16 protein-coding genes are annotated in these 19753 nt (G+C 66.6%); 7 read left to right on the top strand and 9 right to left on the bottom strand.

Features of this window, described 5'->3' with window-relative positions; translation table 11 throughout:
* Positions 1-74: 74 nt before the first annotated feature.
* From FIV42_RS22960 to FIV42_RS22945, 4 genes are all read right to left on the bottom strand, one after another.
* The gene (locus FIV42_RS22960) at positions 75-827 is read right to left on the bottom strand and encodes a glutathione S-transferase (RefSeq protein ID WP_141199953.1); all 753 of its coding nucleotides are present in this window, start codon (positions 825-827) and stop codon (positions 75-77) included.
* Between the two features lie 77 nt (positions 828-904).
* Positions 905-2116 carry an efflux RND transporter periplasmic adaptor subunit gene (locus tag FIV42_RS22955; protein ID WP_141199952.1) on the bottom strand — a complete coding sequence of 404 codons (1212 nt, stop codon included), beginning with the start codon at positions 2114-2116 and terminating at the stop codon, positions 905-907.
* 4 nt (positions 2117-2120) lie between these two features.
* Positions 2121-4484 (bottom strand): ABC transporter permease, encoded by a 2364-nt coding sequence (locus FIV42_RS22950; RefSeq protein WP_141199951.1) that lies wholly within the window; start codon positions 4482-4484, stop codon positions 2121-2123.
* Complete coding sequence (locus FIV42_RS22945; protein ID WP_141201385.1) at positions 4481-5140, bottom strand: ABC transporter ATP-binding protein; 660 nt, start codon at positions 5138-5140, stop codon at positions 4481-4483. The genes FIV42_RS22950 and FIV42_RS22945 overlap by 4 nt, the downstream gene beginning before the upstream one ends.
* Before the next feature lie 1975 nt (positions 5141-7115).
* On the opposite strand from FIV42_RS22945, the gene istA reads away from it, so the two are divergent.
* The 3 genes from istA (at position 7116) to FIV42_RS22930 (ending at position 11413) form a co-directional block, all read left to right on the top strand.
* Positions 7116-8687, top strand: a complete 1572-nt coding sequence (istA, locus tag FIV42_RS22940) for an IS21 family transposase (protein WP_168210300.1) — start codon at positions 7116-7118, stop codon at positions 8685-8687.
* Entirely contained in the window at positions 8674-9426 is a 753-nt protein-coding gene (gene istB / locus FIV42_RS22935; RefSeq protein WP_141195814.1) for an IS21-like element helper ATPase IstB, read from the top strand. Before istA ends, istB begins: the two co-directional genes overlap by 14 nt.
* Before the next feature lie 1210 nt (positions 9427-10636).
* Positions 10637-11413, top strand: coding sequence for a hypothetical protein (locus FIV42_RS22930; RefSeq protein WP_141199950.1), 777 nt, complete (start codon positions 10637-10639; stop codon positions 11411-11413).
* A 224-nt stretch (positions 11414-11637) separates the two neighbouring features.
* On the opposite strand, the gene FIV42_RS22925 is transcribed toward FIV42_RS22930, so the two are convergent.
* Genes FIV42_RS22925 through FIV42_RS22915 form a run of 3 tightly spaced genes read right to left on the bottom strand, consistent with a single transcriptional unit; the run spans position 11638 to position 14872 of the window.
* Positions 11638-12378, bottom strand: coding sequence for an ABC transporter ATP-binding protein (locus FIV42_RS22925; protein WP_141199949.1), 741 nt, complete (start codon positions 12376-12378; stop codon positions 11638-11640).
* Positions 12378-13631: an ABC transporter permease gene (locus FIV42_RS22920; protein WP_141199948.1), complete on the bottom strand. Its 1254-nt coding sequence runs from the start codon at positions 13629-13631 to the stop codon at positions 12378-12380. The genes FIV42_RS22925 and FIV42_RS22920 overlap by 1 nt, the downstream gene beginning before the upstream one ends.
* Positions 13628-14872: an efflux RND transporter periplasmic adaptor subunit gene (locus FIV42_RS22915; RefSeq protein WP_141199947.1), complete on the bottom strand. Its 1245-nt coding sequence runs from the start codon at positions 14870-14872 to the stop codon at positions 13628-13630. Before FIV42_RS22915 ends, FIV42_RS22920 begins: the two co-directional genes overlap by 4 nt.
* Positions 14873-15073: 201 nt before the next feature.
* Here FIV42_RS22915 and FIV42_RS22910 point away from each other — a divergent pair, with 201 nt between their 5' ends.
* Complete coding sequence (locus FIV42_RS22910) at positions 15074-16099, top strand: class I SAM-dependent methyltransferase (protein ID WP_141199946.1); 1026 nt, start codon at positions 15074-15076, stop codon at positions 16097-16099.
* 51 nt (positions 16100-16150) lie between these two features.
* Here FIV42_RS22910 and FIV42_RS22905 read toward each other — a convergent pair whose 3' ends face one another.
* On the bottom strand, positions 16151-17167 hold the full coding sequence (locus FIV42_RS22905) for a shewanella-like protein phosphatase (RefSeq protein ID WP_141199945.1): 1017 nt from the start codon (positions 17165-17167) through the stop codon (positions 16151-16153).
* Between the two features lie 111 nt (positions 17168-17278).
* On the opposite strand from FIV42_RS22905, the gene FIV42_RS22900 reads away from it, so the two are divergent.
* Together FIV42_RS22900 and FIV42_RS22895 are read left to right on the top strand one after the other, a co-directional pair.
* The gene (locus tag FIV42_RS22900; protein ID WP_141199944.1) at positions 17279-17464 is read left to right on the top strand and encodes a hypothetical protein; all 186 of its coding nucleotides are present in this window, start codon (positions 17279-17281) and stop codon (positions 17462-17464) included.
* A gap of 39 nt (positions 17465-17503) precedes the next feature.
* Positions 17504-18172, top strand: coding sequence for a TlpA family protein disulfide reductase (locus tag FIV42_RS22895; protein ID WP_141199943.1), 669 nt, complete (start codon positions 17504-17506; stop codon positions 18170-18172).
* Here the strand turns inward: FIV42_RS22895 and FIV42_RS22890 are convergent.
* Positions 18162-18740, bottom strand: coding sequence for a DUF421 domain-containing protein (locus tag FIV42_RS22890; RefSeq protein ID WP_141199942.1), 579 nt, complete (start codon positions 18738-18740; stop codon positions 18162-18164). The two genes, FIV42_RS22895 and FIV42_RS22890, sit on opposite strands and share 11 nt — an antisense overlap.
* 157 nt (positions 18741-18897) lie before the next feature.
* Between FIV42_RS22890 and FIV42_RS22885 the strand changes: the two genes are divergently transcribed.
* Positions 18898-19743: an alpha/beta fold hydrolase gene (locus FIV42_RS22885; RefSeq protein WP_141199941.1), complete on the top strand. Its 846-nt coding sequence runs from the start codon at positions 18898-18900 to the stop codon at positions 19741-19743.
* Positions 19744-19753: the final 10 nt, after the last annotated feature.

Below are 19753 nucleotides of genomic sequence, written 5' to 3'. Positions count from 1 at the left end.
CAAGCGAAAACCGAAACTTTTGTGACATCGATGCAACAAACTCGATGCCACACTTTGGAGACTGAAGGCGAATTTTATGGATCGAGTTCGGAGTAGTGTCGAAAGATGCCGTCTTCGTTGAAGGGAATGCGCCGCTCGGAGTTCAGGTAGGCGGCGACGTTGGGGCGCGCCTCGACTCGGTCGGCAAGCGCTGCAACATTGGGAGCCTCCTCGAGACAACGGGCGGTGGCGTTGGGAAAGGCATATTCGAGTCCACGGACCACCTGGAACAGGGACAAGTCCACATAGCTTCGCTGCTCGCCGACGAGCCAACCGGCCCGCGCGCCGGCGTCGATGGCCCGTTCGAAGTAGCCCAAGAACTTGGGCATGCGTAGCTCGATGAAGGCCTTTGCGCGCCTCTTGGCGGCCTCCTTCTGGTCCTCGTAGTAGTCGGCGACCGAGATCGGATGGTGGGTATCGTGAGCTTCGGTCACAAAATCCATGACCGTCAACTGCAACTGATTTGCGTGCCAGCGCGACGCCTCGTCGTCGGGCACTAACCCGTGACGCGTCGCCAAAAAGAGGCAAATATTGGCCGTCTGGCTGATCACCAGGTCCCCGGCGCGAAGCATCGGCACGGCAAACCCTGGCGTCTGGCCGATATCACCGAGAATCTCTTGAATCGCGTTCATCCCGCCGCCCTCCTCTTCCGGCTGGCGCGCGACGTCCTCGTAGGGAATCCCGCCCTCCTCCAGAACCAGGCGCACGAACTCCCCGCGACCTTGGATCGATGGCCAGTAGATGAGTTCGTAGGGCTGTTGGGCGCTGCTCTCGTCTGCAGACGTCATCGTCGCCTCCTCGTCGCGGGTCGTTTTTTCGCATCGTCAGGGTCGACAATGGTAGGAGCGAGCGGCGGCGTTGCAACTCACTGCCCGCGCACCTCCACGTCGACCCCGTCGCCTACCGCATCGGTCGGATACAACACCACCTCGTCGCCGGCGCCGAGCCCATCGAGCACTTGCACCTTGCGCTCGGTGCGCCGGCCGACCTCCACGGGGGTGAGCTGAGCCTCGCCGTCGACGATGCGGTAGACCGCCCAGCCTGCGCCGGCACGAAAGACCGCGCTCGAGTCGACCTGCAAGACGTTCGATCCTTGCCAGGTGATGATGTCGGCCTCGACACGAAAGCCGTCGCCCAGGTCGACCTGCCGGGCGCGCGGGTCGGTCAACGCGACGACGACGTCGACGCGCTGCTCCTCGACGCCCAGCGACGAAATCTTCGTAAACGCCGACGGGTCGACGCGTTTGACCCGGCCCTCGAGCGCCTGCTCGCCGCCCCAACGCACCAGGCGCACCGGGTCGCCCGGCTCGACGGCGACCGCGTCGGTGGTGAGCACGTCGACGATGACTTCGAGCGAGCCCAGGTCGCCCAGCTCGACGAGCGGCGCGCCCATCTGCACGACGCCCTCGCTCTCTTGGACGACCTTCAACACCTCCGCGTCGACCGGGGATTCGACCTCCATGACCTCCCCTTCGCCTTCCTCCTCACCAGTCAGCGTGCGCAACGCCGTGCGGGCGAGCTCGAGTTCGTTTCTGGCCACGGCGACCGAAAAGCGCGCCGACTTCATGTCGGCCGCGGCGGTCTTCTCGGCGAGCCGGGCCTCGTCGACGACCTGGCCGGTGACGACGCCCGACTCCAACAGCTTCTCCTGACGCCGCGCCTCGGCGCGCGAAAACTCGTAGGCGTCCCGAGCCCGCGCAGCCGCCGCCTGCGCCTGGCTCACCGCCGCCTCCGCGGCCGCCACCCTCGCCTCGGCCTCCGCGCGAGTGCGCACGTCCAACAGAGGCGGGGCGACCGGGGCAATCCGCGCGAGCGTCTGTTCGCGTCGGACCGCGTCGCCCTCGTCGAGCTCGATGCGCTCCAACTGACCGGTCAACGGCGCGGTGACCGTGTACCGGTCGATCACACGCGTCTGCCCGTCCTCGCTCACGGTCACCTGCAGTACGTCGCGGTCGACTCGCCCCACGTCGACGAGCACCGCGCCGGGCAAAAACGCCCACACGATCGCGCCGAGCACGACCAGCCCCACAAGCCCCCACAAGATGCGTTTGGCCCACACGTTCATGCCCAGGGACATCGTCTCACTCCCGCTCTTTGAGCACTTCGGTCAAGTCCATTCGATCGAGCTTGCGACGCACCAGGTAGCCGCTGAACAGCGCCGAGACGAGGGTGACCACCGTCGTAAACGCGAATGTCCGCGGCGAGATGTACATCGGGAACCGAAAATTCTCCTGGTCCATCGTCGCCACCAAAAGCTCGGCGAACCACGCGCCGAGCACGAACCCCACCGGCAGCGCCAAGACCACCTGGATGGCCTGCTCGGCGAGCAAAATGTAAGCGACTTCGCGCCGAGTGAAGCCCAGCACCCGCAGGCTGGCGAGCTCGCGGCCGCGCATCGACAGCGCCACGCGCGTGTTGTTGTAGACGACCCCGATGACGATCACCGACGCGATGATCACGATGACGAGCGTCTGGAAGGAGACCGACTCGTCGATCTGCTCGCGAAAGGTCTCCAAAATCCGGCTGCTTCGCTGGGCCGACTCGACCGCGGGCATATCCTCGAGGCGCCGGAACACCTCGTCCATATAGCGCGGGTCGACGCGCAGATACGCGCTCGTGATCGCGCCGGCGTCCTGCAATTTGGCGTCGAGCGCCTCGCGCTGCATGTAGCCGAACAGCCCGAAGGTGTCGTCGGCCAGGCCCATCACTTTCACCTCGAAGCGCTCGCGGTCGCCCTCGCGCACCTCGACGACCACCGTGTCGCCCGCCTCCACGCCCAGGATCTCGCCGAGCTGCCGGCTGATGAGCACGCCCTGCTCGGGCGGCCGGATGATCGTCGCCCCCTCGGCGATCGGCCGGCGAAGCTCGTTGTACTCCGGGTAGCCCACGAGCACGCTGTCGCGGTAGCGATGCCCGGCGACCCAACGCACCGGCACCTGCCGATGCGCCTCCACCTCGAGCACGCCGGGCAGGCTCTCGAGCGAGCGCTCGGCGCGCTCCGACAGCGGCGAGGTGAACGACACGGCGATATCCTCGCGCTGCCCGAGGGTGAACTGCAGCTCGATGATTCGCTCGAGGCCGTCCCAGCCAAAGCGCCCGAAGACGAGCAACGAGACCGCCACGGCCAGGCCGAACCACGACACCAAAAACCGAAACGGGTGGCGCTCCAGGTCGCGCACGATCATGCGCGTCGACGCCGACAGCCACCGCGACAGCCCCAGCCGCTCGAGCAGCGTCGCCCGGTAGACCTCCGGCGCCGGCGGGCGCATCGCCTCGGCCGGCGGCAGCCGCATCACCCGGTACAGCGTGCCGAACGCCCCGCCCACGCCCACCACCAGCGCGACGGCCACGCCCAGCACCACGAGCTTGAAGTCGACCCGAAACTCGAAGCCCGGAAACCGGAAATAGTCGGCGTATTGGCCGGTCATATAGTCGCCCAGCCAGGCCCCGAAGATGAGCCCGAGCACCGCCCCGATGGCCACGATGACGAGCACGAAGCCGAAGAAATGCGCCGCGATCTGCCGGTCGCCGTAGCCCACCGCCTTGAGCGTGGCGATCTCGCCGCGCTGCAACTGGACCAGCCGCGACAAGACGACGTTGAGCAAAAAGGCCGCCACCGCCAAAAACGCCAGCGGCAAGGCCGCGCCCAGCGACCGAAGCTGCGAGATCTCCTGGGTGACCACCGCGTGCGACGCCTGGCGCTTTCGCGGCACCGCGCCCAGGCCCCCGTACGGCTCGAGCAGGCGGTCGAGCTCGGTGATGACCTGCTGGGCCGACGCCCCCGGCTGCAGACCGACGACCACGTCGTTGAACGAGCCGTCCAGCCCGTAGGCCGCCTCGACGGCCTCGCGATTGAGCCACAACGCCGCGTTTCGCTCCGGGTCGGCCACGATCTCGCCCGAGCCGCTAAAGAAGACGAACTCGGGCGACATCGCCAAGCCCACGATGCGCAGGTCGCGCTGGCGGCCGCCCATGACCACCGGCAGCGTATCGCCCGGGCGAAGCTCGTGCGCCTCGACGAAGGCGTCGAGCACGATCACCTCGTCGAGCGCCTCGGCCCGGAGCATCCTCCCCATCGTCAGGTGCAGGCTGTTGAGCGCCGGCTCCGACCCCGCCGGAAGCGACACGACCTGGCCGCGCGCCGGCTCGACCATCCCCTCGAGCGGGATCAGCGCCGCCTCGGTCACCCGCGTCTCCAGCGTCTGCACCCCCGGGATATCCACGAGGCGAGGCTCGAGCGCTTCGGGCGCCTTCTTGGCGTGCACGAACACATCGGCAAAGCGATTGCGCTCGTAATAGGCGTCCTTCGACGCCTCGATGGAGTTGAGCGTGCTGTAGATGCCCACCAGGCTCGACAACCCCGCGGCCACCACCAGCGCGACGGTGACGATCTGACCCTGCAGCCGAGACAAGTCGCGCAGCAATTTGCGGTTGAGCGCTTTCACCACTCGAGCTCCATGGCAGGCATGCGGTGGGCGTTGGGCGAGTCGCTCTCGACCTGCCCGTCGCGCAGCGTGACCACGCGGTCGGCGACCCGGGCAATGGGCGCGTTGTGGGTGATCACGGCGGTGGTCGTGCCCACCTCCCGGTTGACCCGCTCGATGACCTGCATGACCACCCGCCCGGTACGAAAGTCGAGCGCCCCAGTCGGCTCGTCACACAACAACACGTCGGGCCGCTTGGCCACCGCCCGCGCGATCGCCACGCGCTGCTGCTCACCGCCCGAAAGCTGCGCCGGAAAATGGTCCATGCGCTCGCCGAGCCCCACGAGCTCGAGCGTCTCCTCGGGCGAGTACGGGTCGCGCGCGATCTCGGTCACCAGCGCGACGTTCTCACGCGCGGTCAGGCTCGGAATCAGGTTGTAGAACTGGAAGACGAACCCGACGTGATAGCGCCGGTACTCGGTCAGCTCGTCGGGGTCGGCGCGCGTCAGGTCGCGATGCCTGTAGAAGACCCGCCCGGTCGTAGGCACGTCCAGGCCCCCGATGATATTGAGCAGCGTCGACTTCCCGCTGCCCGACGCCCCCAAAATGACGGTGAACTCCCCCTCGTACAGCCGCAGATCGACGCCGCGCAACGCATGCACGTCGACCTCGCCCATGCGATACGTCTTGGTCAGCTCCTCGGTTCTGATGACTGGTTTGCGCCCCTCGACCACGGCCCTCGCCTCCCCGTTTGCTCGCTAGCCCCAATGCCCCCGCAAGACGCTCACAAATTAGTCACGGGGAGTTGAACGGGAACGGCGACGGTCACGGTCACGGTCACCGCACCGGCTCACCATCCTGCACATCTTAGTTGATGCGCCGCGTTGACGGTTGGGGCGCGGTCGTCCCCGGCCGCCGGGGTCCGTCTCGGGCCCCGCACGTGTTCGAGCAAGGCGTGTGCCTTGCAGATGACACGCAAGCTGGGGCGGTGACGCCCCAGGGCGGACGAGGACGCCGCGCGCCCCGACCCGGTTGTGCGTGCAGCAAAGTTGGGGCGCGGTCGTCCCCGGCCGCCGGGGTCCGTCTCGGGCCCCGCACGTGTTCGAGCAAGGCGTGCGCCTTGCCTCAGACACGCGACAACACGGCGCCTGACACCGCGTCGACGACTCCGTGATCGTGATCGTCGTCGTGATCGGCGGTTGTCGTTCGCGGCGAGACAAACGGCCGATCACGATCACGATCACGACGACGATCACGGCCGCACAACACGGTGCCTGACACCTCACCGCCGGGGTCCGTCTCGGGCCCCGCACGTGTTCGAGCAAGGCGTGCGCCTTGCAGATGACACACAAGCTGGGGCGGTGACGCCCCAGGGCGGACGAGGACGCCGCGCGCCCCGACCCGGTTGTGCGTGCAGCAAAGTTGGGGCGCGGTCGTCCCCGGCCGCCGGGGTCCGTCTCGGGCCCCGCACGTGTTCGAGCAAGGCGTGTGCCTTGCAGATGACACGCAAGCTGGGGCGGTGACGCCCCAGGGCGGGCGAGGACGCCGCGCGGCCCAACCCGGTTGTGCGTGCAGCAAAGTTGGGGCGCGGTCGTCCCCGGCCGCCGGGGTCCGTCTCGGGCCCCGCACGTGTTCGAGCAAGGCGTGCGCCTTGCAGAGGACACACAAGCTGGGGCAGAGACGCCCCAGGGCGGACGAGGACGCCGCGCGCCCCGACCCGGTTGTGCGTGCAGCAAAGTTGGGGCGCGGTCGTCCCCGGCCGCCGGGGTCCGTCTCGGGCCCCGCACGTGTTCGGGCAAGGCGTGCGCCTTGCCTCAGACACGCGACAACACGGCGCCTGACACCGCGTCGACGACTCCGTGATCGTGATCGTCGTCGTGATCGGCGGTTGTCGTTCGCGGCGAGACAAACGGCCGATCACGATCACGATCACGACGACGATCACGGCCGCACAACACGGTGCCTGACACCTCACCGCCGGGGTCCGTCTCGGGCCCCGCACGTGTTCGAGCAAGGCGTGTGCCTTGCAGATGACACGCAAGCTGGGGCGGTGACGCCCCAGGGCGGGCGAGGACGCCGCGCGCCCCGACCCGGTTGTGCGTGCAGCAAAGTTGGGGCGCGGTCGTCCCCGGCCGCCGGGGTCCGTCTCGGGCCCCGCATGTGTTCGAGCAAGGCGTGCGCCTTGCAGACGACACGCAAGCTGGGGCGGTGACGCCCCAGGGCGGGCGAGGACGCCGCGCGCCCCGACCCGGTTGTGCGTGCAGCAAGATTGGGGCGCGGTCGTCTCGACCGCCGGGGTCCGTCTCGGGCCCCGCACGTGTTCGAGCAAGGCGTGTGCCTTGCAGATGACACGCAAGCTGGGGCGGTGACGCCCCAGGGCGGACGAGGACGCCGCGCGCCCCGACCCGGTTGTGCGTGCAGCAAAGTTGGGGCGCGGTCGTCCCCGGTGTCACAGACCGGGGTAAGTGATCGTAGCTGGTTCGCCCAAAGTGACCACGGCTGGTTCGGCCAAAGTGATCGGCCCTGGTTCGGCCAAAGTGATCGCAAAATCGGGCGGATGTCGATGACCTGAAACGCTCAGACTGGGAGAATGCAGAGCAGATGGCTTTAGCCCCTGCTCTGGAGGACCCGATGAGCAATGAGAGGATCGACATGCATCGATTACAAGACCTGGTGCGGATGCACCGTGAGGGCGTTGGCTGCCGCGAGATTGCCCGCCTTCTAAAGATGAGTCCCAATACCGAGCGCAAATACCGCCACGCGCTCGATGAGGCTGGATTGCTCAAAGGCGAGCCTTCCGAGATCATCCCACTGGACGAGCTCAAGCAGGCGGTCGCAGAGCTCCTTCCGACGAGCACGCCGCCCCAGGAGACCTCCACGGTCGAGCCGTGGCGCGCACAGATTGAAGAGATGTACGAGCGCACGCGCTCACCCCGAGCCATCTGGGACAGGCTTCGGCTCGAGCACGCCGATTTCGACGGCAGCCTGTCCGCCGTCAAGCGCATGTGCGCCCGCATCAAAGCCGACAGAGGCCCACGTCCGCAAGATGTGGTCATTCGCGTCGAGACCGCGCCAGGAGAGATTGCCCAGGTCGACTTTGGCTATGTCGGCCGACTCTTCGACCCGATGAGCGGCAAAGTCAGAAAGGCTTATGCCTTCGTGATGGTCCTGGGCTTCAGCCGTCTGATGTACGTCGACCTGGTTTTCGACCAAAAGGTCGACACCTGGCTTCGCCTGCACGTCGACGCCTTCGAGTACTTCGGCGGCGTGCCCGAGACGGTGGTGCCGGACAATCTCAAAGCGGCGGTTGTGCGCTGCTATTTCGGGCTCAAGGACAAACCGGAGCTCAACCGAAGCTACCGTGAGCTTGCTCGCCACTACGGCTTTATGATTGACCCGACCCCGCCGTATGCCCCTGAAAAGAAGGGCAAAGTCGAGTCGGCGGTCAAGTACGTCAAATCAAACTTCTTTGCGCCGCGCGCCCTCGAGAAGCTCGACGAGGCCAAGGAGCAATTGAGCCTGTGGCTCGACCAGATTGCCAATCGGCGAGTCCACGGCACCACTCACAGGGTGCCCCGCGAGCACTTCGACGCTGAGGAGGCAGAAGCACTTAAAGCACTGCCGCCGACGCCCTTTGTGCCGGTGGTCTGGAAGAAGGCCAAGGTCCACCGCGACAGCCACGTCGAATTCGAGCGCCGGCTCTACTCGGTGCCGTTTCGGCTCATCGGCCAGACCGTCTGGATCCGAGCTCGAGGCGCAAGCGTCGATATCTTCTATGACGACGAGCTGTGCACCTCGCACAAGCGAAGCGGTCCCAGAAAGAGCACCCATGAGGCACACCTTCCTGAGGGGCGGCGCGATCTGCGCCACCGAAGCCGTCAGTGGTGGCAGGACAAGGCTGACCGGATGAGCCCGATCGTCGGCGAATATGTCGAGGAGGTCTTCGGGGCCGACGATGTCTTCAATCAGCTGCGCGCAGTCCAGGCGATCGTGTCGTACCTCGAGCAGTTCCCCGTCGAGCGTGCCGAGGGCGCCTGCCGAAGGGCTCGCGCTTTCGGAAACTACACCTATCAAGGCATCAAGCGGATTCTGGTGGAGGGCATCGACTTAGAGCCTGCCATCCCGCAGGCCGTCTACGTGCACGGCAAGCTCGCCCACCCGCGTTTTGCCCGAAATTTCGAGGAGCTGGCCCTGGCCGAGGAGGTCTACCATGAGCGCTCGTGATGATCTGGTCCCCATCCTCAAGCGCCTGCGGCTGTCGGGGCTTCTCAATACGCTGGAGCTTCGCGCCGAGCAGGCCGTCGACGACAAGCTTGGCTACGTCGACTTTGTCTATCGACTGCTCCACGACGAGGTGGAGCGCCGCGATGCCAATAAGCTGACGCGCTTGATTCGCCAGGCTGATTTCGAGGCCCACAAAACGCTTCAGGATTTCGATTTCAGCTTCAATCCCAAGATCCCACGCGAGCGGATCATCGAGCTCGGCACCACAAGCTTTGTCGAGCGCCAAGAAAACGTGCTCCTGGTCGGCCCGGCCGGCACGGGCAAGTCGCACATCGCCCAGGCGCTGGGTCACCGGGCCTGTCGAGCCGGCTACAAGACCAGGTATGTCGCCGCACATCAGCTTTTGAGCGAGCTTCGAGCAGCCCGCGCCGACCGCAGCTGGGACAAGCTGATGTACAAGCTGTGCGCGGTCGACCTCCTGATCATCGACGATCTTGGGCTGCGTCCGCTGGCCCAGGACGAGCCGGTCGACCTGTACGAGCTGATACGCCGCCGCTACGAGCAGGGCTCGCTCGTGATCACATCCAACCGCGCCATCGACGAGTGGTACGCCATGTTTGGTGACGCGCTGCTCGCCAGCTCGGCGATGGACCGACTGCTACACCACTGCCACGTCGTCACGCTCGACGGGCACTCGTATCGAAACCCGCCGTCGAAAGCCCGAGCCAAGACGGCCTAAACCCGATCACTTTGGCCGAACCAGCACCTTGAGGAGAACGACGAGAAATCGCCCATGACATCCGCCCGAAAATCGCGATCACTTTGGCCGAACTGAGCGCGATCAGTTTGCCCGTCCGTTGACACCCCGGCCGCCGGGGTCCGTCTCGGGCCCCGCACGTGTTCGAGCAAGGCGTGCGCCTTGCAGATGACACGCAAGCTGGGGCGGTGACGCCCCAGGGCGGGCGAGGACGCCGCGCGCCCCGACCCGGTTGTGCGTGCAGCAAAGTTGGGGCGCGGTCGTCCCCGGCCGCCGGGGTCCGTCTCGGGCCCCGCACGTGTTCGAGCAAGGCGTGCGCCTTGCAGATGACACACAAGCTGGGGCGGTGACGCCCCAGGGCGGACGAGGACGCCGCGCGCCCCGACCCGGTTGTGCGTGCAGCAAAGTTGGGGCGCGGTCGTCCCCGGCCGCCGGGGTCCGTCTCGGGCCCCGCACGTGTTCGAGCAAGGCGTGTGCCTTGCAGAGGACACACAAGCTGGGGCGGTGACGCCCCAGGGCGGGCGAGGACGCCGCGCGGCCCAACCCGGTTGTGCGCCTCCGCCATTTGTGTTGGATGGTCAGACGGCACCGGCTCCACGTCTGGAAAACTCCCGCGCAGCCGATGCACAGACGACTCGGCGACTCAAAACATCCGCGAAGTCGACGCACATACGATTCGCCCGCTCAAAACTTGCGCGCAGTGCTTGCAGCCACGTTTTGAAATCTCAAAACGCGCTTGCAACGGCCGCGCGTACGATCTGACGCATCAAATCGAGCACGAAACACTCGCGCGCAACTTCTGGGCTGCGAAAGGCCGCCTGCAACGGCCGCGCGCGACTTTTGAGCTGCGAAATGCTGCCTGCAACGGCCGCGCGCGACTTTTGAGCTGCGAAATGTTGTCTGCAACAGCCGCGTGCGACGTCTGAGCTGCGAAATACCGTCTGCAACGGCTGCGCACGACTTCTGAGCTGCGAAACGACGCCTGCAACGGCTGCACCGACCTTTTGGGCCCCCCCATGCGCCCGGACGAGCCTTCCGACGACGTTTCGAGTCTGCTAGAGTCGTCGAATCACCCCAAACGAGTTGTATCGGGGCGCAATACTCTGCGCGTAGCTACCGGCCGGCCAGGCATGTCTGTGTTGGCGGAGGTACGCATTTCAACAGTGATTCTTTCTGTCCGAGGAGATGTGTCATGAGCAACAATGTCGGAAAAACGATCGAAAATCGCGTCAAGTGGGGCCGCTGGGTGGTCGCGTCGCTCGACGTCCACGGCGAACCCGTCAGCCGCAAGCTCGACGGGCGCTCGGCGATGAGCGCCGCCGAGTGGAACCAGTGGTTTTTGGGCCACCGCGGCGAAATGCACCAGACCACCGAAGACCTGCTCGGCGTCGCCCTCTCCCTGGCGCGCGAGCGCGCCGACGACGACGAACAACGCACCCAGCGCGACGAGGCGACCGACATGCTGCGCGACGACGTCGGCCGCACCCGCTCGCTGCTCGACTCGGCCGGCCCGAGCCACGCCACCCGCTTCGGCCTCTCCGGCGCCACCCCGCGCAGCGGCACCAGCCTCGAAGCCTACGCCCGCAACGCCGCCGAGGCGCTGCGCGAGGCCGACGAGACGCTCGACGTCATGGGCGTGCAGGTGTCAACGTCCACGCTGGCCGACAACCTCACCCCGTCGGTCGACCGCCTGAGCGCCCGCCTCGTGGGCCTCGCCGAAGAAGACCGCCAGGCCGAAGCCCTGCTCGTCGAGCGCGACGAGATGCTCGAGCGCTGGGAGCGCACCTACCGCGCCATCGCCCAGATGCTCGAAGGCGCCTACCGCCTCGCCGGCGAAGACGAACTCGCCGACCGCGTGCGCCCGACGATCAACCGTACCAGCGGCGCCGAGGCCCCCGACAACGACCCGCAAGTCGACCCCGTCGAGCCGCTCGTCGACGTCAACGACGACGAGCCGGTCGAGGCGTAAGCGTCGACCCGCCCCCCAACAAGCAAAGCGCCCGCAGCCAACTCGCTGCGGGCGCTTTTTTTGGAACGGCGTTGACTCTCCGCGAGGAGCCGCGGCGGCCAAGTTGAGGCTGTCGCGAAAGCCTTTGGAGGCAGGGCATCTTGCCCTGGGAGCGAGGCTGCACGCTCCTGCCACCAGACCTGGAAGGTCTGCCTCCAAACGACGGCGCCCTCCACGCTTCCACGCTAAGTCAGCTCATCGCGCAGCACGCGCCCGTCGCGCAGCTCGACGATGCGCTCGGCGCGTTCGGCCTGGGCGAGGTCGTGGGTGACCATCATCAAGGCGGTGCCGGTGCGCGCGTTGATGTCGCGCAAGAGGCCCAAAACTTGTTCGCTCGTCTCCGAGTCGAGGCTGCCGGTGGGTTCGTCGGCGAGGACGAGCTTGGGTTCGTTGGCCAGCGCGCGCACCACGGCGACGCGTTGTTGTTGGCCGCCGGAGAGTTGGTTGGGGCGCTTGTGCAGGTGGTCGCCCAGGCCGACCGACTCGAGCATGGCGACCACGCGGTCGCGGGCGGCGCGCTCGGCGTCGCGGCCGCGGATGCGCAGGGGCATCAGGGCGTTGGCGACGACGTCGAATTCGGGCAGCAGGTAGTGTTGCTGGAAGATGAAGCCCAGGTAGTCGAGGCGCAGGCTCGAGCGGGCGTCCTCGTCGAGCTCGGAGACGTCGCGGCCGTCGAGCAGCACCTGGCCGCGGGTGGCCGTGTCGAGCAGGCCGATGAGGTTGAGCAGCGTCGATTTGCCCGAGCCGCTCTGGCCGACGACCGCGACGAATTCGCCGCGGCGAATCGTCAGGTCGATGTCGTACAGGACTTGGACGGCGACGCCGTCCTCGTAGACCTTGTCGACGCCGCGCAGCTCGACGACCGCCGGCGCCTCGCTGGCGTTGGGGCTGGCGTTGGCGTCGGGATTGGTGGCGTTTTCGGTCATCACAGCCCCCGAATGACGTCGATGGGTTGGACCTTGGCGGCGCGTCGCGCGGGGATGAGCGAGGCCAGAAAGCCCACGAGCGAGGCCACGCCGATCGCGCTCAACACGAGCGTCCGGGTCAGGTCGAACGGGAAGAGGGGCTCGGGCGGCCCGGCGACGTTGGGGCGCTCGAGAGTGCTCAGCCCGAGGACGAGCAGGCCACCGAGCGCGGCGCCGACGACGGAGCCCAAAAACGAAAGCAGCGTTCCCTGCAAAGCAAAGATGGTGCGCACCTGCCGGCGGCTGGCGCCGATGGCCTTCAAGATGCCGATCTCGCGAAGCTTGTTGGTCACCAAGACCACCAGGATGCTTGCGACCGCGAAGGCGGCGGCCAGCGCGGCGAAGAAGACGATGAGGTTGCTCGAGCCGCGCTGGGCTTCGAGCGCGCTGAGCAGTTGGGCGTTGTCTTCGGTCCAGCTCGTGACGTCGTAGGGCACTTGCTTCGACAGCTTGCCGGCGACCTCGTCGGCGGCGAAGACGTCGGTGAGCTTGAGGTCGATGGAGCTCACCGCCGAGCCGAGCCCGAAGAGCGATTGGGCGTCGTCGAGGTTCATGAAGACCGTCGCCCCGTCGAGGCCGCCGAAGCCTGTGCTGTAGAGGCCGCCCACGCGCATCGACACGGTCTTTCCGCCCGGCGGGGTCACCTGCACGCGGTCGCCCACGCCCACCTTCAACTCCCCGGCGAGCATCTCGCCCAGGGCGACTTCGCCGGCGGGAAGGCGCGCGAAGCGCCCGTCGACGAGGCTCTCGTCGATGTCGACGATGGCGTTGTACTCGCGAGGTCGCACGCCGAGGATGCGCGCCGACAGGCGGGTTTGGCCGCGCACCACGAAGCCCTGGTCGCGCACCGTCGGCGTCACGACCTTCAACCCCGCCGCGGTCTCCTCGATGCGGTCGAGCCAGACCTTCCAGTCCTCGAGCTTGCGCTTCTGTCGGGTGTAGCCGGTGCGCTCGCCCAGGTAGAGCTTGCCGTCGGCGCCTTCGGGCTCGCGCTCCCACACGGCGACCGGCTGGCGCTCTTCGGGCTCGACGGTCACGTGCGCGATGGCGCCGGTGACGTCCTCGACGAGTTTGACCTGCAGGCCGTTGATGAGCGAGGTCAAAAAGACCACGAGCACCACGCTCACGCCGACGACCGCCACGGTCAAAAGCGTGAGCCGGCGCGAGTCCAACAGACCGCGCACCGCGACGCTGAGCGAGAACCGGTCGATCATTTCGACGTCTCCCCTTTGCTCGAGGAAATGTCGCGCACCTGCGGCTCGACCTTGGCGCCCGGCTCGACCGAGGTGGCCTTTTCGACGACCAAGGTGCCCGGCTCGATGCCCTCGATGGCCGCCCAGTCGCGCCCGTTGGCGCGCACGTCGACGGCTTTCTGCTCGACGCTTGTGCCGTCGACCACCAGCACCGAGGTCTCGTCACCGTCGCGAAGCAGGCTCGTCACCGGCACCGCGGGCGCGTCTTCGAGGCGCTCGACGACGATATTGACGTCGACGGTCAGCCCGGGAAACGCGTTGTCGGGGAGCTTCGTGGGCTCGAGGTGCACGCTGACCACGCCGCGATCGGTGTCGATCTCGGGGCCAATCTGGCGCACCTCGGCGTTGAAGGTCTTGTCGGGCTTGGACGGAAAGTACACGTAGGCGGGCTGGCCGACCTGCAGCTGGCCGATATTGTCCTCGTCGGTCTCGACCAGGTACTCGGCGTCGTCGAGGGACGCCAACGTCAACAGCGGCTGGCCCGGCGAGACGCTCTGGCCGCGCTCGGCGTCGACGTCGAGCACAAGGCCCGAGAAAGGCGCGCGCACCGTCGCCTTGGCGAGCTCGGCGCGGGCGACCTCGAGCGCGGCGCCCGCCTCGTCGACGCGCGCCCTGGCCTGCTCGACCTGGGTCGAGCGCGGGTCGAGCTGTTCACGGCGCGCCTTGGCGGCTCTCAAGTTGGCGCGCGCCTCGGCCAAGCGAGTGCGCGCGGCGTCGAGGTTCGCCCCCGTCTCGACGCCGGCGGCCACGAGCTTCTCGGCGCGCTTGTAGTCGTCCTGCGCGTTTTCGACCGCGGCTTCGGCGCGCTCGATCTCGGCGCTCGCTGCGCTCCGCTCGGCGGCGGTCGGCCCCTGACGGAGCTGCGTGAGCGATTGGTTGGCCGCGGCGAGTTGCGCTTCGGCCTGGGCGACGCGGCTCTGCAGGTCTTCGGAGCGAAGCGCGACCAGAAGCTCGCCCTCCTCGACCCGGACGCCCTCCTCGACGGTCACCTGCCCGACGACGCCGCCGCGCTCGACGCCGAGCGCGCTCTGGCTCCGCGAGCGCAGCCGCCCACTGGCGATGACCACCTCGACGACGTCACGCGGCTCGACGCGCACCACGTCGACCTTCTCGGCGGCGGAGAGCCAGAAATAGACGCCCACGCCGACCGCGAGCACGGCCACTCCGAGCACAATTGCGATGATACGACTTCGACGGGTCATGGATGCACAGCGGGAGAGAAAATCCAGTCAACAACAGCGCGCACATAACATCTGAACGGGGATGGTGGCGTCAACCGCGGTAAACGTCGAAACCAATCGCCCCCCTTTGCCATCTCAGTACACGACGAGTAACAACTCATCGAAAAGACTCCTTCGCTACCTGATTCGCTACCTAACTCGATACGAACAAGAGGACGCACCATGACTGACCTCGCCGAACGCAAACAGCAACTCGCCAACGCCGCCAAGCAAGCCGGCGTGTTCCAGGCCGCCTACGTGGGCATCGTCAATGGGCTCTTCGGCGCCCTCGACGCACTCGAAACCGCCACGCCGGCGCAGCTCGCCGACAAAGCCGGCGTCGACGCCGGTTATGTCACCCGTTGGTGTGATGCAGCTTACGCGTTCGAGTTACTCGACGAAGAAGGCGGCGAGTTTCGGCTCACCCCGCTGGGGGCTGCCTTCGACCCCGACGCCCCCGACACACTCATGCCGATGGCGGTCGGCTCGATCCTGGGCGCGCACATGACCGAGCGCGCCGCCGGGTTGATGGAGAGCGGCGAGCGTCCGGGCGAAAAAGTGCTCGGCGAGCGCGAGACGGTGCTTCCGTGGTTCGGGCCGATGCTCGAGAAGCGCTTCGGGCCGTTTTTCCGCGAGCAACTCGTGCCGAACGTCCCCGTCTTCGCCCGCCTCAACGAGCGTGGCGGCACGGTCGCCGACCTCGGTTGCGGCAACGGCTGGTATCTGCGCGCGTTGGCGAGCCGCTGCGACGGGATTCGGGGCATCGGCGTCGACGGGTTCGCCGAGAACGTCGAGCAGGCGGCGCGGCTGGCCGAAGCCGAGGGTCTGGGCGATCGCTTGAGCTTCGAGACGGGCGACATCTACGACTTCGCGCCCGACGAGCCGGTCGACGCGATCGCGATGAACCGGGCGATGCACCACGTGTGGAGCGACCGCGACAAGGTCTTCGAGATTCTGTCGAAGACGCTCGCCCCGGGCGGCTCGGCGATCATCTGGGAGCCGAATTGGCCGGCCGAGCGCGACGCGCTGCGCGACGAGCGCCGACGCGGGCTGGCGCTGCAGAACCTGTCGGAGCACGTGCAGGGCAATCACCTGCTGCGCCCCGAAGAGATCGAGGCGGCCTTCGAAGAGGTGGGCATGGAGGCGGAGACGTACCTGTTCGCCGACGGCGTGGAGGCGGTGATCGTGGGAACGAAGCCGACGAGCTGAGGACGCCTTATCGAAGCGAGGGCATCTTGCCCTCGCTTCGAAAAAGCGCCGTTACTCGTTTTCACGCAGCACGCGCACTTCGTCGCCGCTAATCTCCAGGGCCTGCGGCGTGCCGCCGTAGTGGGCCGACATGCCCACGTCGATACGCCACACCTTACCGTCGCAGGCCGACGTAATCCCGCTCATCTGGGGCGTGTGCCCGACGACCATGCGCTCGGCGCCGAGCTTCTCGAGGGCGGCGTCGAGCGTTTCGCAGGCGGCTTCGTTCGTCTGTCGCGAGTACAGGCGCACCCAGTTGGGCGGCATCGGATCGCGGCTCTGCATGAACGCCGGCGCGTCAGCCTCGCCGAGCATCCACCGGCGAGTCTCGTCGTTGATGCGCTCGATGCCGTAGTCGGCATGCTCGGGGAGTAAGCCGCCGTGGACGAAGACCGAGTCGCCCACCACGGCGACCATATTGTGGTGAGACAAGAGCTTGGCGACCGGCCCGCCGGGCAAGAACGCGGCGAGCCGTTCGCGCTTGTCTTCGGGCACGCGCTCGAAGCCGGGGCGGTCGGTTTGGACGCCCTCGACGCCGTGAAAATCGGTAAAACCCTCGGGGGTCACGTAGCGAAGGTCGCCGCGCACGTTCATCGTCTCGTGGTTGCCGTTGAGGGCGACGACCTTGCCGCCGGCCGCTTTGGCCTGCTTTTCGAGCCGCTCCATCAGCGCGATGATCTCGGGCTCGTCGTCGCCGCGGTCGAGCAGGTCGCCCGTCTGCACGAACACAGTCTCGCCGCCGGTCCAGTTGCCCTCGTCGTCGATGAGGCCGCTCAGCCGCAACGCACGCTCGAAGGCCTCGAGGTCGCCGTGGACGTCGCCGATGGCGACCACGCGCGACGCTTCGGGGTGGCGCGTGGCGATGGGTTCGCCGGGCGAGTCGAAGCGAAGCGTGGGCTGCTCGTCGACGGGCTTCTCTTTTGCAGCTTGGGGAGCCTCGGTTGGCGCGGGCGCGTCGGTCTTTGCAGGGCGGTCGCACGCGGCGAGCAGAAGCGCCGCGGCCAAGATGATCGTGGACAGTCGGAACATAGGCTTGGTTGGGTGCTTCGGTTGACAGAGTGCAGGTTACGTCACCGCGGCATCATTCCACGAAACGTCCTTCGGAGCGAGTGCTTCCCTGCTAAGCCAAGCGAGGGCAAGATGCCCACGCACCGATGGATTTGCGAGGGCAAGATGCCCACGCACCGATGGATTTGCGAGGGCAAGATGCCCACGCACCGATGGATTAGCGAGGGCAAGATGCCCACGCACCGATGGATTTGCGAGGGCAAGATGCCCACGCACCGAACCGAGGGCTTGCGCGATTCTGCCGAACCAGTAATTTGAACGCGTTGGTTGAACGCAATCCCCACCGACGTGGTTCCCATGAAGTTCGACGCCCTCTTTTCGAAACTCCTCCTCGCCCTTCTCGTCGCTACGCTCGGCGCGAGCGTCGGCTGCAAATCCGAGCAGACCGAGCCGGCCGAAGAGAGCAAACCGGCCGAAGAGAGCAAACCGGCCGAGGAGAGCAAACAAGATGAGCCGGCCAAACCAGAAGAACCGACCGAACAAGCCCCCGAGCCCAAGCCGGCCGACGAAGTCTCGACGGTGATGGGAGACGGCGATCTGGTCGGTCTGGTCAGCCGCGAGATGATCGTGAGCCAGCGTGAGGATTGGAAAGAGGCGATCGCCAACGCCACCGTCGACGAGAAGGCCGCCAAGGCGCTGGCCGAGGTCGTGCCCGGCGCTCGGGTGACGATCTATTTCGGCGCCTGGTGCGAGGACTGCCGGCGCGAGTTGCCCCGCTTTTTCAAGGCGCTCGACACCGCCGGCGAGGTCCCTTTCACCTACGAGCTCGTCGGGGTCGACAAGTATTTTCAAGCTGACGAGGTCTCGCAGGTGCCGCTCGACTTGCCCGCCATCCCCACCTTCGTGGTCGACCGCGACGGCCAGGTTGTGGGAAGCGTCGTCGAAAAGGCGCCCAATAGCATCGAGCAGGATGTTCTCTCGCTGCTAAGCGGCCAGAAGACCGGCGTTTTGTCGGCTACGCGCTAACGTGCCGTGGCTCCGGTGAGCCAGCCATTTCGATGTGGCTCTCGGCGTCGCGCACGCCCTCGAGCAGCCACCCCTCGAGTTCGACATCGGTGTCCTTGGTATGCAGCACCGAGATGTCGCCGGTGGTCTCGAAGACGACCGCGCGCACCTGAGACAGTTCGAGCACGTTGGCCTCGCGAAGCTTCGAGCGTAGGTCCTCCTCGGTCACCCCTGTGCTGCGCATATTGTCGAGGAACATCTCGCCATGGCGCATCAAGAGCACGGGCCGATTGTCGACGAGGTTGCCGACCCAGTCGAAGCGCCTCAGGTTGCTGACTAGCTTTTGAAGCCCGTAGAGCGCGGCGAGGGCGACGACGCCCTGCAACAGCGGCGGATTCTTGGCCACGACGGTCGTCGCAACAAGCGAGCCGATGGCGACGGTCATCGCGAAGTCGAAGCTCGACATCTTCGAGAAGCTGCGCAGCCCGGCGAGCTTGGTAAAGATGATGACCGCCACGTACATGCCGATGGCGGCGAGGACGATGAATCCCAGGTTAGGCAGCGGTGCAAGCAACCACTCTTCGAACATGACAAGCTCCTTTGCGCAGAGAATAAACCCACACAGTCGAGGCTACACACGGCAGATGGAAGTCAACGCGCCTCAGGGCTTGGCATCGCGCCGCTTGTCCCCACTTTCATGAGCAGCACTCGCTTTTCTTCTACGGCTCCCGCTCTCCACAAAAGCTATGGCTCATATTACCAACGACGGCGTCAAAGTTGCCTACGAAACTCACGGCATCCACGGGGGCACTCCGATCGTGCTGCTGATGGGGCTCGGCCTGCCGGGCATGATCTGGCACGCGCTGGTCGACGATCTGGTCGAGCGCGACTTCTTCGTGGTCATCCCCGACAATCGCGGCACGGGACACTCCGATGCTCCGCTGCCGCCGTATTTGATGTCGGAGATGAGCGACGACGTGGCGATGATCTTGGACGCCGAGGGTATCGACGAGGCGATGGTCGTCGGAGTTTCGTTTGGCGGCATGCTCACTCAACACGTCGCGCTGAATCACCCCGAGCGGGTCAGCGGACTGCTCCTGGCAGCGACGACCTGCGGGGTGCCCACCGGCGTCTTTCCTAGGCTGGAGTCGATCTGGCTGCTGCTCAAGATGGTCTTCGCGAGCACGACGGTCACCTTCGAGGAGGCCCAGAAGCTGTTCAGCCACCCGGAGTCCGAGGAGCGCGTGCGTGACCTGTTCAGCCGCTGGGAAGATATCCTCGACGAGCTCCCCACCCCGCCCTGGGCGGTCCTGGGTCAACTGCTCGCCGCAGCCTTCCACCACACGGGCAACTCGCTCGACCAGATTCGGGTGCCCACCCGCGTGGTCACCGGCGACTCCGACTTCCTCATCCCTCCCAAGAATTCCGAGATCTTGGCCGAGCTCATCCCCAACGCCACCTTGGCGATGGTGCCTCGGGCCGGCCACGTCTTCATCCACGAGCACCCCGAGTCGCTGCTCAACAATATCATTGCGCTGCGTGAGGAGGTCGAGTTGAAGCGTAGCGGACAGCATCACCAGGCGGCGCAATAAAGGCCCTGTA

The sequence above is a fragment of the Persicimonas caeni genome (assembly GCF_006517175.1).
In the GTDB taxonomy this organism is placed as follows: Bacteria; Myxococcota_A; Bradymonadia; order Bradymonadales; family Bradymonadaceae; genus Persicimonas; species Persicimonas caeni.
Note: the sequence above shows the minus strand (reverse complement) of the source record. Positions and strands in the feature narration are given on the sequence as shown.